The 14,498-nt window shown below is 64.6% G+C and carries 11 protein-coding genes; 6 read left to right on the top strand and 5 right to left on the bottom strand.

The features are described 5' to 3' along the window. The first annotated feature begins 63 nt into the window (after positions 1–63). Positions 64–786, top strand: coding sequence for a hypothetical protein (locus GPJ75_RS27495; protein ID WP_246249288.1), 723 nt, complete (start codon positions 64–66; stop codon positions 784–786). Beyond that, positions 702–3,842, top strand: a complete 3,141-nt coding sequence (locus GPJ75_RS25910) for a TonB-dependent receptor (RefSeq protein ID WP_246249290.1) — start codon at positions 702–704, stop codon at positions 3,840–3,842. Before GPJ75_RS27495 ends, GPJ75_RS25910 begins: the two co-directional genes overlap by 85 nt. A gap of 176 nt (positions 3,843–4,018) precedes the next feature. Here GPJ75_RS25910 and GPJ75_RS25915 read toward each other — a convergent pair whose 3' ends face one another. Further along, on the bottom strand, positions 4,019–5,296 hold the full coding sequence (locus GPJ75_RS25915; protein ID WP_163272867.1) for a GNAT family N-acetyltransferase: 1,278 nt from the start codon (positions 5,294–5,296) through the stop codon (positions 4,019–4,021). Then, positions 5,296–6,705, bottom strand: coding sequence for a lipopolysaccharide biosynthesis protein (locus GPJ75_RS25920; protein WP_163272868.1), 1,410 nt, complete (start codon positions 6,703–6,705; stop codon positions 5,296–5,298). Before GPJ75_RS25920 ends, GPJ75_RS25915 begins: the two co-directional genes overlap by 1 nt. A gap of 88 nt (positions 6,706–6,793) precedes the next feature. Between GPJ75_RS25920 and GPJ75_RS25925 the strand changes: the two genes are divergently transcribed. Next, positions 6,794–7,039 (top strand): hypothetical protein, encoded by a 246-nt coding sequence (locus GPJ75_RS25925; protein ID WP_163272869.1) that lies wholly within the window; start codon positions 6,794–6,796, stop codon positions 7,037–7,039. 153 nt (positions 7,040–7,192) lie between these two features. On the opposite strand, the gene GPJ75_RS25930 is transcribed toward GPJ75_RS25925, so the two are convergent. Continuing rightward, the gene (locus GPJ75_RS25930; RefSeq protein WP_163272870.1) at positions 7,193–7,927 is read right to left on the bottom strand and encodes a hypothetical protein; all 735 of its coding nucleotides are present in this window, start codon (positions 7,925–7,927) and stop codon (positions 7,193–7,195) included. A 334-nt stretch (positions 7,928–8,261) separates the two neighbouring features. Here GPJ75_RS25930 and GPJ75_RS25935 point away from each other — a divergent pair, with 334 nt between their 5' ends. After that, positions 8,262–9,092, top strand: a complete 831-nt coding sequence (locus GPJ75_RS25935; protein ID WP_163272871.1) for a DUF6782 family putative metallopeptidase — start codon at positions 8,262–8,264, stop codon at positions 9,090–9,092. Positions 9,093–9,361: 269 nt separating this feature from the next. Here the strand turns inward: GPJ75_RS25935 and GPJ75_RS25940 are convergent, their stop codons facing one another. Continuing rightward, positions 9,362–9,718, bottom strand: a complete 357-nt coding sequence (locus GPJ75_RS25940; protein WP_163272872.1) for a winged helix-turn-helix transcriptional regulator — start codon at positions 9,716–9,718, stop codon at positions 9,362–9,364. 110 nt (positions 9,719–9,828) lie between these two features. Between GPJ75_RS25940 and GPJ75_RS25945 the strand changes: the two genes are divergently transcribed. Continuing rightward, positions 9,829–10,533 (top strand): glutathione S-transferase family protein, encoded by a 705-nt coding sequence (locus GPJ75_RS25945; protein ID WP_163272874.1) that lies wholly within the window; start codon positions 9,829–9,831, stop codon positions 10,531–10,533. A 33-nt stretch (positions 10,534–10,566) separates the two neighbouring features. Here GPJ75_RS25945 and secA read toward each other — a convergent pair whose 3' ends face one another. Continuing rightward, positions 10,567–13,293 (bottom strand): preprotein translocase subunit SecA, encoded by a 2,727-nt coding sequence (gene secA, locus GPJ75_RS25950; protein ID WP_163272936.1) that lies wholly within the window; start codon positions 13,291–13,293, stop codon positions 10,567–10,569. Between the two features lie 268 nt (positions 13,294–13,561). Here secA and GPJ75_RS25955 point away from each other — a divergent pair, with 268 nt between their 5' ends. Continuing rightward, positions 13,562–14,458, top strand: coding sequence for a peptidylprolyl isomerase (locus GPJ75_RS25955; protein ID WP_163272876.1), 897 nt, complete (start codon positions 13,562–13,564; stop codon positions 14,456–14,458). The last annotated feature ends 40 nt before the right edge of the window (positions 14,459–14,498 follow it).

The following is a 14,498-nucleotide window of genomic DNA, read 5'->3' on the forward strand; positions in this document are numbered from 1 at the left end:
GCGCTGGGGCGAACGGCGCCGCGCCTATCCCTTGAACATCGAGACACGTGTGGAGGCGGGGCAATGAGAACCTTTGCGACAGCCATGATCCTCGCCAGAGCAATTCCAGGAACAGTGGAAACCGGTTTTCCGTCCGCAAGTGCGACAACGATGAACTGGTCGAGGACGGCCCGAACGGACGGGCGGCGGTTGCGGCTTGCCGCCGGCACGGCGCTGGCCGGTATCCTTTTGGCGGCCGGGCCGGCGATCGCCCAGGACGCGGCCCAAGACAACGGGGCGGCCGGCAAGGTGCTTGCCGACAGCTCGGCCCCCACACTGCCGGTGGGTGAGAACACGGAAGCGGCGACGGCCGCCGACCGGCCGTCCATCCCCTTCATGATCAGCGTCGACGGCGAGACCGTCGACAAGAGCAGCGAGGCGCTGGCGCCGGGCGATCCTGAGCTTGCCGAAGGGGCCGAAGGGGCGGCCCGGCCGGTGGACCGGCAGCGGCAGACGGATCTTGCGCTGTCGGCGGTCGACATCCAGGTGAAGTTCGACGGGCTGGAGGCGGAGCCGCTGCTCAACGTGTCGACCGTGCCGACACCGCCAACTACCCGGCCTTCATCGAGCGGGCCGAGATCCGCATCTTCGAGGACGGGGCGCGCGATCCCCGGCCCCTGGCGGTCATCCCCGTCGCCGTCAACGGCACGGCCGACTGGGTCATGCCGCCGGCCGAAGAGGCCGACTTCGCCTATGTGCTGCGCGTCTACGACGCGGCGGGCCGCTATGACGAGACCGTGCCGCTGACGCTGGCCCGCACGGACCGCGACCTGCCGCGCCACACGGCTCAAGAAGCCGTGGCGCCGGGCTGGGGCGAGGACCGCACGGCCCTGCGCAACATCCCGGTCCATGGCGGCGCGGTGACGGTCCATGGCCGCCACGTGCCGCCCGGCTATGCCGTCGAGGTTTTGGGCGAGACGGTTCCCGTCGATCCGGACCAGGCCTTCCTCGTGCAACGCATCCTGCCGGCCGGCGACCACGCGGTCGATGTCGCCGTCAAGGGAGCGTCGAAGACCGGCGGCCTTGCCTTCACCCGCGACATCACCATCCCCGACAACGACTGGTTCTACGTGGCGCTGGCCGACCTCACCGTCGGCAAGCGCATGGGCGACGACAACATCGAGGTGGCGCGCCCGGGCGAATACGACGAGGTCTACACCCGGGGCCGGCTGGCCTTCTATCTGAAGGGCAAGATCAAGGGCAAATATCTCCTGACGGCGGCCGCCGACACCGGCGAGGACGACCTCGAGGACCTGTGGCGCGACCTCGACAGCCAGGACCCGCGGCGCCTCCTGCGCCGCCTCGACCCGGACGACTACTATCCCGTCTACGGCGACGATTCGACGTTTGTCGAGGACGCCCCCACCAACGGCAAGTTCTACGTGCGGCTGGAGCGCGGCGACAGCCACGTCATGTGGGGCAACTACAAGACGGCCATCACCGGCACCGAGTTCCTGCGCTCCGAGCGGGCGCTTTACGGCGCCAACGCCGTCTACCGCTCGGAGGCCGCGACGTCCTTCGGCGAACGCCGCACCGAGGCGACGGTCTATGCCGCCCAGCCCGACACGCTGCCGGCGCGCGAGGCCTTCCTGGGCACCGGCGGCTCGGCCTATTTCCTCAAGCGCCAGGACATCGTCGAAGGCTCCGAGACGGTGACCGTGGAGACCCGCGACGCGGTGACCGGCCGCATCCTTGCCCGCCAGACCCTTGCCTATGGCGAGGACTACTCCTTCGACTACATGCAAGGGGTGATCATCCTGCGCCGGCCGCTGACCTCGATGACCGGCACCGCCGGCCCGGTGCGCGACGGGGCGCTGGGCGGCAACAAGCTCTATCTGACCGTGCAGTACGAGTTCGAGCCGCTGGCCAGCGACGTCGACGGCTATGTCTATGGCGGGCGCGCCCAGCACTGGCTGAACGACAAAATCCGCGTCGGCGTCACCGGCATGGACGAAAGCACCGGCCTGGCCGACCAGAGGGCCTTCGGCGCCGACATCGCGCTGCGCCATTCCGAGCGCACCTATCTGTCGGCCGAGTTCGCCCGCTCCGAGGGCCCCGGCTTCAGCCTGTCGGAATCGAGCGACGGCGGGCTGACCTGGGACGGCCGCGCCCTGGAGGATGCGCCCGACAGCAAGGCCTCGGCCTGGCGCGTCGAGGGCCAGGCCGCGCTCGACGAGCTCGGCGCTAGCGTCAAGGGCACGGTGGGCGGCTATTACGAGAAGAAGGAGGCCGGCTTTTCCAGCCTCTTCGACCGCGCCACCGTCGACCGCCGCATCTGGGGCGCCCATGCCGACGTCGACCTCACCGAGGCCCTCGCCCTCACCCTTGCCTATGATGACCTGGAGGACGGCGACGGCCAGGTCAAGCGCGACGGCACCGGCAGCGTCAGCTGGCAGTTCGACCAGCACTGGAAGCTGTCCTTCGGCGTCACCTATTCCGAGATCATGTCGCCGCGCGCCATTGCCGCCGGCAAGTCCGGCTATGACGGCTCGCGCCTCGACGCCGGCGTGCGCGTCGATTACCGGCTCGACGACGACCGGCTGGTCTACGCCTTCGCCCAAGGGACAGTCGACCGCAGCGGCGACATCGACCGCAACGACCGCGGCGGCGTCGGCGCCCAGTGGCAGCTCACCGACCGGGTCGGCATGACCGGCGAGGTCTCCTACGGCACCCACGGGCTGGGGGCGCTGGCCGGCCTCACCTACGACCCGACCGCCGACGAGCACTATTACATCGGCTACAAGCTCGACCCGGACCGCGCCTTCGACCTCGACAACAACCGCGACCTCTTCGGCACCGACCGCGGCGCCATCGTCATCGGCATGCGCCGGCGCATGGCGGACCTGGCGTCCGCCTATTCGGAAAGCTCCTACGACATGTACGGCAAGCGCCGCTCGCTCACCCAGACCTACGGCGTCGTCTACACCCCCGACGCCCAGTGGACCGTCGACGGCGGCCTGGAGATCGGCCGCGTGCGCGACGACACGGTCGACGAGGCCGGCACCGAGCGCGAGGACTTCGACCGCTACGCCCCCTCGCTCAGCCTCGCCTACAAGGACGAGGAGCGCGGCATCAACGCGCGCCTGCGCGGCGAGGTGCGCATCGAGCGCTCCGACGCGGACACGCGCGACCAGAACACCTATCTCTTCGCCGCCGGCTTAAGCTGGAAGACCAGCCCCGACTGGCGCCTCATCGCCAACATCGACGCCGTCCTGTCGGATTCGAAATCCACGGAGACCTCCTTCGCCGACACCGACTATGTCGAGGCCTCCCTCGGTTATGCCTTCCGCCCGGTCGACAACGACCGCCTCAACGCGCTGTTCAAATACACCTGGCTCTACGACCTGCCGGGCAACAACCAGGTCATCTCGGGCGCCACCGGCGATGCCTACGCCCCGGCCCAGCGCAGCCACATCCTCTCCGTCGACGCCATCTACGACCTCACCCCGTGGCTGTCGATCGGCGGCAAATACGGCTTCCGCACCGGCCAGGTGAAGTACCGCACCAGCGACGGCGCCGGCACCGCCTTCGTCGACGAATGGCAAAAGTCCTCCGCCCATCTCGGCATCCTGCGCGCCGACCTGCACCTCGTGAAGAAATGGGACCTCCTCCTCGAGGGCCGCGTCCTGCACATGCCCGAGGCCGACACCACCGACTACGGGGCGCTCGCCGCCCTCTACCGCCACGTCGGCAGCAACTTCAAGGTCGGCCTCGGCTACAACTTCGGCCGCTTCTCCGACGACCTCAGGGACCTCACCCTCGACGACCAGGGAATCTTCCTCAACCTCGTCGGAAAATTCTGACTGACCGCAAACTCAACCCCGCCGCTCCGAAAGGACGGCGGGGACCTTTTTGCAGGATCACAGAATGACAGCGCTGACCGCAACAGGGGCAGACCTAGGGGTTCGTCTATGTTCAGGCATGGATTACCGGGCCAAGCAGAACGGCCAAGGCCAACGGCCGTTGGTTCCGCCGGCAATCACCGCCGCACCAGCCGCCGCACCCGGTTGCGCAGGATGCGTATGGCGTTGCGTGTCTCGCGGTGGAAGTGGATCTGCCCCGCCGCCTGATGGGCGAGCTTTTCGCTGCCGGGCGTCAACCCCACGATGAAGGTGCCGATGGCGCGGCGCTCCGACCATAGGCGGCTCATCACCGGGTGGTCCGGCACCGCGCAGGAATCGGTGGCGGCGATGTTGGGGTCTTCGAGGTGGTTCCTGGTGACCTCGATCATCAGGAGCGTGCCCGGCGAAAACGCCGCATAATCTTCGTCGAAGGCGGTCTTCCAGGTGTAGGCGAGGCCGGATTCGACGAAGACGACGACACAGGCGATGGGTCGCCCGTCGAGCGTCAGCGTGTGTATTCGGCAGTGGTCGCGCTCGGCCAGCTTATCCACGGCCTCGCGCGCGAAGGCGGCGCGGTAGCGGTCGATGACCATGGCCGTGCGTGTGCGCCCCTTCCAGCCGGAAGCCTCCAGCGTTAGGAAGGTTTCGATGCCTTGGCGGATTTCCTCGGGTTGCCGGGCGACGTGGTGTTCAAGCTGTCCCTGTTCGGTCAGCCGCCGCTTCAGGCGGCGGAACTCGCGGTGGTGGTGCGCACTGAGGCTCTGCCGCAGGTAGGCTTCGCCGTCGAGACCGCTGTCGAGGAATGGGCGCTCGGCCTCGCCGGCCGTCACCAGCGGCAGGTTGCAGGCCTCGGCGACCGTGCGAAGCGTTGCCGCGAAGGGGCCGTCGAGGCGCGTTTCGGGCAGTACGAAGACCTTCGGCAGCTTGAGATGCGGCCGCGCTAGCATGGCGAAGAAGTCCTCGAGCACGCCCACCGGGTCGTCACAGTCGACCAGCGGTGTGCCGAGCGGGCCGAAAGGGTTCGACCAGGTGCGCATCACCGTTGCGCCGATGGGGATGGCCGGCCGCTCGATAGAGAAAGGCACCAGCAGGCGCAGGCGGCTTTTCTCCTCGTCGCCGTCGCGGATGATGGCGAGCCGCACCTCGCGGTCCTCCAGTCGCGGCATGGCCGGCGCCAGGAAACGCGGATTGAAGAAGACGTTCGGTTCTATGGCGCGGGCGGCGAGGTGGTCGAGCTCCTCGACCAGCTCGAAGCCCGCCGAGGCGGAGTAGACGGCGAGCTTGCGGGTGGGACGGGTGGAGGAGAAGAGCTCCATGTCGGCGCTCTCTGCCGCCTTCCCCAGCCCGGCGAACTCGCCGATCATGGCGCCCGAGGCGGAGCCGCCGACTTCCTCTATGAGCGGTGTAGCAGCCATTACAAGGCCTCCTTCTTCGGCATCGCAGGCAGGATCGCCATCACGATGCCGAGCTTGCGCCAGACTGTGAACGACAGAACCAAAGCCTCGAAGAGCATGGCGACGGCGGTGGCGATCGCCGCCCCCCAAAGGCCGAGGACAGGGATCAGCATGATATTGAGCCCGATATTGATCGCCAGTGTCACCGCGTAGACGGCGGCACAGGCGTTCTGATGGCCGCTCATCGTCAGCAGGCTTTCGGCCGGCCCCACCGCCGAGCGGGCGACGAGGGCGCCCACCAAAAGGAAGAGAAGCGGGTAGCCAGCATCGAAGCCGGGGCCGAACAGCATGAGGATCGGCTTGCCGAGGACGAGCACGACCAGCCCCATGGCGAGCGAGGGCCAGAAGGTCCAGGAAACGGTCTCGCGGGCGAAGCGGGCAAGCGCCGCCGTCTCGCCGCCGTGGATATAGGCGGCGTAGCGCTGGGCGACGCCCGCCTTGACGGCGAAGTAGACGAAATGGACGAGAGAGAGCGTCTTCATTGCCGCGTAGTAGACCGCGACATCGGTGGGCGGCATGAAGCGGCCGATCATCAGGACGTCGGCGTTGGTGAGCAGGAAGAAGAAGCCCTCCACCAGGAAGATGGGCAGAGACACGGCCGCCCACTGGCGCGGCAGGAAGCGTGGCTTTGCGGGCGGCACGCTCCGGTCGGCGCGCCTGGCGACGACGGTGAGCTGGACGATCGTGGTGATGTAGGTGGCAAGGATGGCGGCGATCACCGCGCTCGTGGCATCCGGCACGTATCCGGCCATGTGCGCGCCCCAGAGGAACAGGAGGATGAGCAGCGGGCGGATGAAATAGGCCGGCGCCATGGCCCAAAGTGCCCAGGAATGGGCCCTCGCCAATCCCTCGAGCTGATCGCCCAGCGCGATCATCGGCAGGCAGACAAGGCCCAGATAGAAGGGCACGACGTAGTAGCTCTCGATGGATGGCTCGAGGAGCCAGATGCCCAGCGAGCCCAGGGCCGCGCAGGCGCTGGAAAAGACGAGCACGAACAGGCGGCTGCCGAAAAGGATGCCGCGCAGCTCCGCCAGTTGCCCCTTGGTCCGGTATTCGGGGACGAAGCGGATGATGGAGGTGTGAAGGCCGAGACAGGAGACGCTGCCGAGGATGATCATCGTCACCCAGACGAGGACGAAGATGCCGTATTCGAAGCCCCCCATGTAGCGGGCGAGCAGTACCTGGCTAAGGAAGGCGATGGCGGCGTTGACGATGCGCGCGGCAAAGACGATCAGCGACATGCGTCCAGCTTGGCCGCGCGCGTCGGCCGAGTGCATCAGCGTATCGAAGCGCGCCGCCCACGGCAGGGCGCGCGCGGCCAGCCGCTCCGGCAGGAGACGTTCGGCCGTCGTTGCCGCTGAAAAGCGCACGCTCAACTCTCCGCTTCTCCGTTTTTCAGCCTGTTCCTTAGGGCAAAAGTCTTTAAGAGCAGGTTGCGAAAGGTTGCGGAGAAAAACCATGATCGAGGAGAGCGAACGCCGGCGCATGCTGCGTGCGCATTCCATAGGGTCGAAGATGATCGCCTATCTCGAGGAGATCGGCATCGAACGGCTGTCGGACCTGGTGGGCGCAGACGCCGAGACGATCGCCATGCGCATCGACATCGCGCTGGGCCGCAAGCACATGAACCACATGGGCGTGGAGGCGATCGGAAATTTGATCGCGCTGTCGGAGAGGGAGGAGGGAGAGGCCGGGTTGCGCTGAGCTTCCTGCGAAGAAGCCGGCTATGGGTGGTGGTGAATAGACATCCAGAAGGAAATTCCTAGGCGCGCTACCATGTTATTGAGCCGCGCGAGGGCAAACGCGCACCCTCGACCGTGGCACCCAGATCGACGACGATAGGGGGCACCGGCGGTCTCACGGGTCAGAGCTTTTGAAGAGCGGGCTCAAGGGACGCAAGGGATCAAGCAGGTTGGTGATGATCCCCGTCTGATAGACATGGTAAAGCTCGTAGCCGCTGACCCAAAATTCCCCGGGACCGCCGATGTATCTTTTGAGCAGAGACAGGAAGACCTTCGAAACTCCTGCATCGGCCAGCAAGGAAAGGAAATACTCGGTTTCCCGCGGCAGCGGCAGATCAGCGAAGGCACGGCACACACCGTGGAAGAGCCATGAACTTGATCCACCTGCTATTCTCGTTTCGCCTTGAACGAACGCCAAGACACAGGAAGAAAGGCACCTAGACCCGTGGCGGACGTAGGTTGTGAGATCGACCTCACCGCGAATGGATTGAAGAAAAGTCGCTACCCTTTCCGCATAGGAGAGCTCTCCACCCGGACTGTCCAAATCGAGGATGAGACGATCATAGCCGTCAAGGCCATCGCGAAGGCGATCGAGTTCCTCCATCATGGGCGGTGCGATTGGGCCAAGGACAAGGATGACCAAAGTTCCGGCGTCAAGCGATGGATTCTCGTTTGCGGTAATGACGCGAATCTCGGTCTGCCCACATTCGGCGGCCGCCCCGTATGCGCGTGCCCAGTCAATTCCAATCAACAGAAGAACGAAGGCAATTTTGGCAAAGGACGGATAGATTCGACGTATCACTGGTCCTGTTCCCGCTCGCCCCGAATCCAACTGCTCTTCGTCTGCCAAGGCCCTGCTCGGCAAGCAATATTGCTGCCGCGATACGGGTCGTCTTCATGATCACCTCCCCAAGAAGCAATCGACAACAGCAATTAACAACATTTTCATTACTTAGCTCCGATCGGAGGCATAGGTAATTGACGCATATCAATACTCGCCTTCTTCTATGCCCTCCTCAAAGGCAGTGGTCGGCAGGCCACCAAGCATGCCGGTTAGGCTTGACCCGCATCAAAGCAGAACCGTTTAGCGGCGGTACACTACCTGCAAATTTCCAGGCTAATCCACTCCGGCGTGGGGTTAAATGGTACTAATCGCGCAAATACTACTAATCATAATTGCAACAATGGCATATTCCGGTGTTGCCGCCGCCTGCTCCGATACGAACTTCGCGAACGCGGTGGAAAATGCAGGGTTGGAGTCACTGCCGCGCGAGCGTGAGCTGGAATGCCTTTCGGCAGCAGAGAACGACGCGGAGATGGCGCGCGGCGTGGCGGCGGCCGTGGCTGTTCTTACAAATTCAACCGAGTTCGGGGACTACTTCAAAGCCCTGATCTCATCGAGCGGTGTGTCCGTCTGCCAGGATCCTCTCTCTTTCGCGTGCCGCGGCTACTTCGAGCCGGAAGGAAATATCATCGCCGTGGCGCCCGGACTGACGGAGGGGCAAAAGGTCATAATCCTGGCACACGAGCTGAGACATCTTGATCAGCACGAGCGGGGATACCCCCTCTCTCTAAAATACGATCTTCGTGAATATGTGCGCCAGACCTTTGCTCTGGAAGCCGACGCTCAGGCCTTTGCCGTCCTGGTCGCCTGGTCACTTCGGGAATACGGAAACGACGAACCTTGGACGGCTGCCGTAGGTTTCGAGGAATTCAGCGACATCGCGAAGGTCTTCGAGGAGGCTGTTCGGGCAGAAAATTCGCCGGGCGAGGTGATGCGCCTTACGTTCAAGAGCTGGTACAGCAGTCCCTGGCGACTGGAGAAATACTGTCTCTCCGCGGCCGGCGATTACTTGGATCAGCTTGAAGTGCGGAAGGCCATAGGGCGATACGAGGAGCTTCCGCCGGACCGTTTCAATACGCTGTGCGAAATGCCAGATAGCAGCAATTACGGTTGCGATTCCACCGTCGAGATAGCGCGGAAGGTCACCTTCCCCTGCATCCCGCCGACTTGACGCTGGAAATCCACGGTCGGTGTCTCCGTCCTTCTCAACAGACTGGCCAACACGCCGCTAACACGATTTGCACAGGCAGCGGTTCGCCTCTTTTCATCGAGCGGCCAGGGGCGTTGATTGCATAGCCCGGAAACCTGTTTCGCGAGCTATGTCAACGTTAGAAGAGAATGAAGGGTCGTCATCGACATCTTCGAGCCAGATAGAGGCTCCCTGCGCCAGGGCGTTGCCACAGGCCGAGCCGTCATTCGCCGTTAAAACCGCGAAATGGTCTAGAAGCGGCTTACGAAAATTGCGCTGTGCGCCGGTTCGCCGCGAAGGCTGTCGGTCGCCTCCCACCAGTCGCCCAGGGCGTCGATCAGCGGCACGAGTCTGTGGCCGGCCGGGGTCAGATCGTATTCGACGCGCAGCGGGTAGCCCTCGAACTCGGTGCGCTGGAGGATGCCGGCATCCTCCAGTTTACGCAGCTCCAGGGCGAGCATCTTGTGCGAGATGGTGGGGTTGTCCCTGCGCAAGTCGCTGAAGCGTTTGGTGCCCTCTTTCAGATAGTAGATCAGAAGAGTAGGCCAGCGGCCGCTGAGCACCTGCATCACTTCTTCGATGGGACAGCGGGAGACGAGATCTTTCATCGCGGCGGCTCGTGGTTACGAAAAAGTGCGTAATTTACTTCCCCGAACGGGTGGCTAGGGTCCGGTTCCGCTGCGCAGCGTGATCATCGGAAATCACGGAGAACAAGATCATGGAACCTATCCTACTCTACGGCTTCCCGCTGGGAAGTTCCATGGGGCTCGTCGCTGCGCTCGAATGGCTGGGCAGGCCCTACCGGCTGTGCCGGGTCGATATGCTGGGCGAGATGCGCGATCCGTCCTATGCCCGGATAAATGCACGGCATGAGACGCCGGCATTCATCACCGACGAAGGGCAAATCCTGACGGAAACCATGGCGATTGCAGCCTGGCTCGAAGCAAGGGACACCGAGCGGCGCATAAGCTTCGATCCGCTGACGCGGGACGCCGAGCGGATGCACCAGTTGATGGCCTTCGTGAACACCGGTTTCACCGGCGCGTTCAGCCCTCTTTGGGTTGCGATGGAAATGGAGGCGCCGGACCCGGCAATGCAGTCGGCCTTGCGGAAGTGGGGCCGGGAAGCCGTCACCGAACGGCACGACAAGCTCGAAGAGATGATCGAGGCAAGCGCCTTCCTGCTCGGAGACCGGCCGACCTTGGCCGACGCCTTGCTCATCGGCGTGGCGCGCTGGCTCGACTTCCATAATGTCGCCGAAAAAGAACGGTGGCCGAAGCTTGCGGCCCTGCGCCAGCGGCTCGAAGCCGATCCCGCCGTCGTCTACGCCTCCGATCTGGAGGACGGCAAGGCGAACCCGGGAAGCGGGGCGTGCGTCGGCCATGTCGATCTGGCGGAGGTGATCCAACGCTTCGGCAAGTAGCGCCGAGGAGAGCGGGCCGCGGGAAGCGCCGCCCTACGCAAACGCCCCGTGGCAGTGCTTGTACTTCTTGCCCGAGCCGCAGGGGCAGGGTTCGTTGCGGCCGACCTTGCCCCAGCTGGCGGGGTCGTTCGGATCGCGTTCCTCGGCCGGGACAACGCGGGTTTCCAGGCGTGGCAGGGTCATCGTGTCGCCCTCGAACTCGTCCTCGCCGGTCGTGCCGTCGACGTGGTGGGCTTCCATGGCGGGCGTCTGCGGCGGCGGGGCGTCGGCGGCCTCGCGCACCAGCTCCACGCGCATGAGCTGCGCCGTCACCGCCTGGCGCAGATTGCCGAGCATGGCCTGGAAGAGCTCGAAGGCTTCGGTCTTGTACTCGTTGAGCGGGTCGCGCTGGGCATAGCCGCGGAAGCCGACCACCGAACGCAGGTGGTCGAGGTTGACCAGATGCTCGCGCCACAAATGGTCGAGCGTCTGCAAGAGGATCGACTTCTCGACATAGGTCATGATGTCGGGGCCGAAGCGCTCGGCGCGGTCGGCGGCCGCCTTGTCGGCGGCTTCGGTGATGCGGGCGCGGATGTCGTCCTCGGCGATCCCCTCCTCCTGCACCCACTCCTCGATGGGCAGGTCGAGGTTGAGGCTCGTCGCCACGCCTTCCTTCAGGCCCTTGGCGTCCCACTGCTCGGCATAGGCCTTTTCCGGGATGTGGCGGACGACCAGGTCGTCGATGACGTCCTCGCGCATCTCGGCGACGGTCTCGCCGAGGTTCTCGCCGTCCATCAGCTCGATGCGTTGCTCGAAGACCACCTTGCGCTGGTCGTTCATCACGTCGTCGAACTTGAGCAAGTTCTTGCGGATGTCGAAGTTGCGCGCCTCGACCTTCTTCTGCGCTTTCTCCAGAGCCTTGTTGATCCAGGGGTGGACGATCGCCTCGTCTTCCTTCAGGCCGAGCTTCTGCAGCATGCCGTCCATGCGGTCGGAGCCGAAGATGCGCATCAGGTCGTCCTGGAGCGACAGGTAGAACTTGGAGCGGCCGGGGTCCCCCTGGCGGCCGGAGCGGCCGCGCAGCTGGTTGTCGATGCGGCGGCTCTCGTGGCGCTCGGTGGCAAGCACGTAGAGCCCGCCGGCGGCGATCGCCTTGTCCTTGAGCTTCTGCACGTCCTCGCGGATGGCCTTTTCCTTGGCCTCGCGCGCCGCGCCGGGCTCCATGTCGCCCAGTTCCTCGGCAATGCGCATGTCCGGGTTGCCGCCGAGCTGGATGTCGGTGCCGCGGCCGGCCATGTTGGTGGCGATGGTGATGGCGCCGGGTTTGCCTGCCTGGGCGACGATGAAGGCTTCGCGCTCGTGGTGGCGGGCGTTCAGGACCTCGATATCCTTGATGCCCTCCTTGCGCAGGCGCTCGGCCAGGAACTCGGACTTCTCGATGGAGGTGGTGCCGACGAGGATGGGCTGGCCCTTCTCCCGCGCGTCCTTGATCTCCTTGACGATGGCCCGGAACTTCTCCTCCACCGTGCGGTAGACCTCGTCGTCCTCGTCGAGACGCAGGATCGGCAGGTTGGTGGGGATTTCGGCGACGTCGAGGCCGTAGATGTTGCCGAACTCCTCCGCTTCCGTCGCCGCCGTGCCGGTCATGCCGGCGAGCTTGTCGTACATGCGGAAGTAGTTCTGGAAGGTGATGGAGGCGAGCGTCTGGTTCTCCGGCTGGATCTTGACGTGCTCCTTGGCCTCCAGCGCCTGGTGCAGGCCTTCCGAATAGCGCCGTCCCGGCATCATGCGGCCGGTGAACTCGTCGATGATGATGAGCTCGTCGTTGCGGACGATGTAGTCCTTGTCGCGCTGGAAGAGCTTGTGCGCCTTCAAGGCGTTGTTGAGGTGGTGGACGATGGCGACGTTCTCCACGTCGTAGAGGGATTCCCCCTTGAAGAGGTCCGCTTCGCGCAGCATCGTCTCCACATTCTCGGTGCCTTCCTCGGTGAAGGTGGCGGTGCGCTGCTTCTCGTCGACCTCGTAATCGCCTTCGTCCAGCTTCAGGATAAAGGCGTCGATGGTGTTGTAGAGCTCGGAGCGGTCGTCCAGCGGGCCGGAGATGATGAGCGGGGTGCGCGCCTCGTCAACGAGGATGGAGTCCACCTCGTCGACGATGGCGAAGTTGTGGCCGCGCTGCACCATCTGCGCGCGCTCGTATTTCATGTTGTCGCGCAGATAGTCGAAGCCGAGCTCGTTGTTGGTGGCGTAGGTGACGTCGCTGGCGTAGGCGGCGCGGCGCTCGTCGTCCGACATGCCGTGCACGATGACGCCCGTGGTCAATCCCAGGAAGTTGTAAAGCTTGCCCATCCACTCCGCGTCGCGGCGGGCGAGATAGTCGTTGACGGTGACGACGTGGACGCCCTTGCCGGTCAGCGCGTTGAGATAGACGGGCAGGGTGGCGACCAGCGTCTTGCCTTCGCCGGTCTTCATCTCGGCGATCGAGCCCTCGTGAAGCACCATGCCGCCGACGAGCTGAACGTCGAAGGGACGCAGGCCCAGCGCCCGGTGCGCAGCCTCGCGCACGACGGCGAAGGCGGGCACCAGAAGGTCCTCCAGTTCAGCGCCGTCCGCCAGTTGCTTGCGGAATTCCTCGGTCTTGCCGCGCAGCGCCTCGTCGGACAGCGCCCGCATCTCCTCTTCCAAAGCGCCGATCGCTTCGACGCGGGGCTGCATGCCCTTGATGCGGCGCTCATTCGCTGAGCCGAAAATCTTGCGGGCAATGCCGCCGAGACTGACCATCATTGGTCCTTTCAATTCTCGATATGCCGACAATCGATGTCGGCCCACTCCGCCAGTTTCAAGCCAGAGCCGAAGGCAGCAGGAAACGCGTCCGGTATTGGGTTCTGGACGCAAGGTCGAAGGAGAGATAAGAGGGGCCACCTGCGATGTCAACTTTGCGCGAAACCTGCGTCAGACCGCAAAATTCCGCCATATTTCTGGATGGTTTGGGTGCACTGCCCCATCTGTCCGGTAAACACCCCTAAGCCTACGACTGGAGAGTTTCTCAATGCATCATTCCTTCCGCCGTTTTCTCCTAGCGCGCGCCGGTGCGGTGGCTTTGATCGCCGTCATAGGCAGCGCCCCCTCCATGGCGCAGGAAGGCGAGGTGGTTGCCACGCTCAACGGCGAGCCCATCACCGAAACCGATCTGGCACTGGCGGAACAGGAGCTCGATTCGCAATTCAGCCAATTGCCCGAAGATCAGCGCCGTGCCGCCGCTCTTTCGGCCGTCATCGACGTGCGGCTGTTCGCCTCGGAGGCGGAGAAGCAGGAGATCGACCAGGGCGAGGATTTCCAGCGCCGTATCGCTTTCCTGCGCGAGCGGGCGCTCCACAGCGCCTTCATCGACCGGAACGTCGTCGAGCCCATCACCGACGACGAGGTGCGTGCCCGCTACGACGAGGAGGTGGCGAAGCTGACGCCGCCGGAGGAGGTGAACGCCCGCCACATCCTGGTCGAGAGCGAGGAAGAGGCGAAGGCCGTGATCAAGCAGCTCGACGAGGGCGGCGACTTCGCGGCGATCGCCGAAGAGAAGTCCAAGGACGGCTCGGCCAACAACGGAGGCGACCTCGGCTATTTCTCGAAGGGCCGCATGGTGCCGGAATTCGAGGAGGCGGCCTTCGCGATGGAGCCGGGCAGCTACACGAAAGAGCCGGTCAAGACCCAATTCGGCTGGCACGTCATCAAGGTGGAAGACAAGCGCACCCAGGAGCCGCCGGCGCTTGAGCAGGTGCAGAGCCAGATCCGCTCGCTCGTCATCCGGGACAAGTACATCGACGCGGTTTCCTCCCTGCGCAATGCGGCCGAGGTTGACATCCCGAACGAGGAGTTGAAGACCTCCGTCGACAAGCTCTTCCGCCAGCAGACGGGTCAGCAGGAGGAAGGCGGCGAGGCGGCCGAATAGGCCGGGCCTTTCCCGCACATCCCTCTCGATACATCGCCAG

The organism is Chelativorans alearensis (genome assembly GCF_010993735.1).
In the GTDB taxonomy this organism is placed as follows: Bacteria; Pseudomonadota; Alphaproteobacteria; order Rhizobiales; family Rhizobiaceae; genus Chelativorans; species Chelativorans alearense.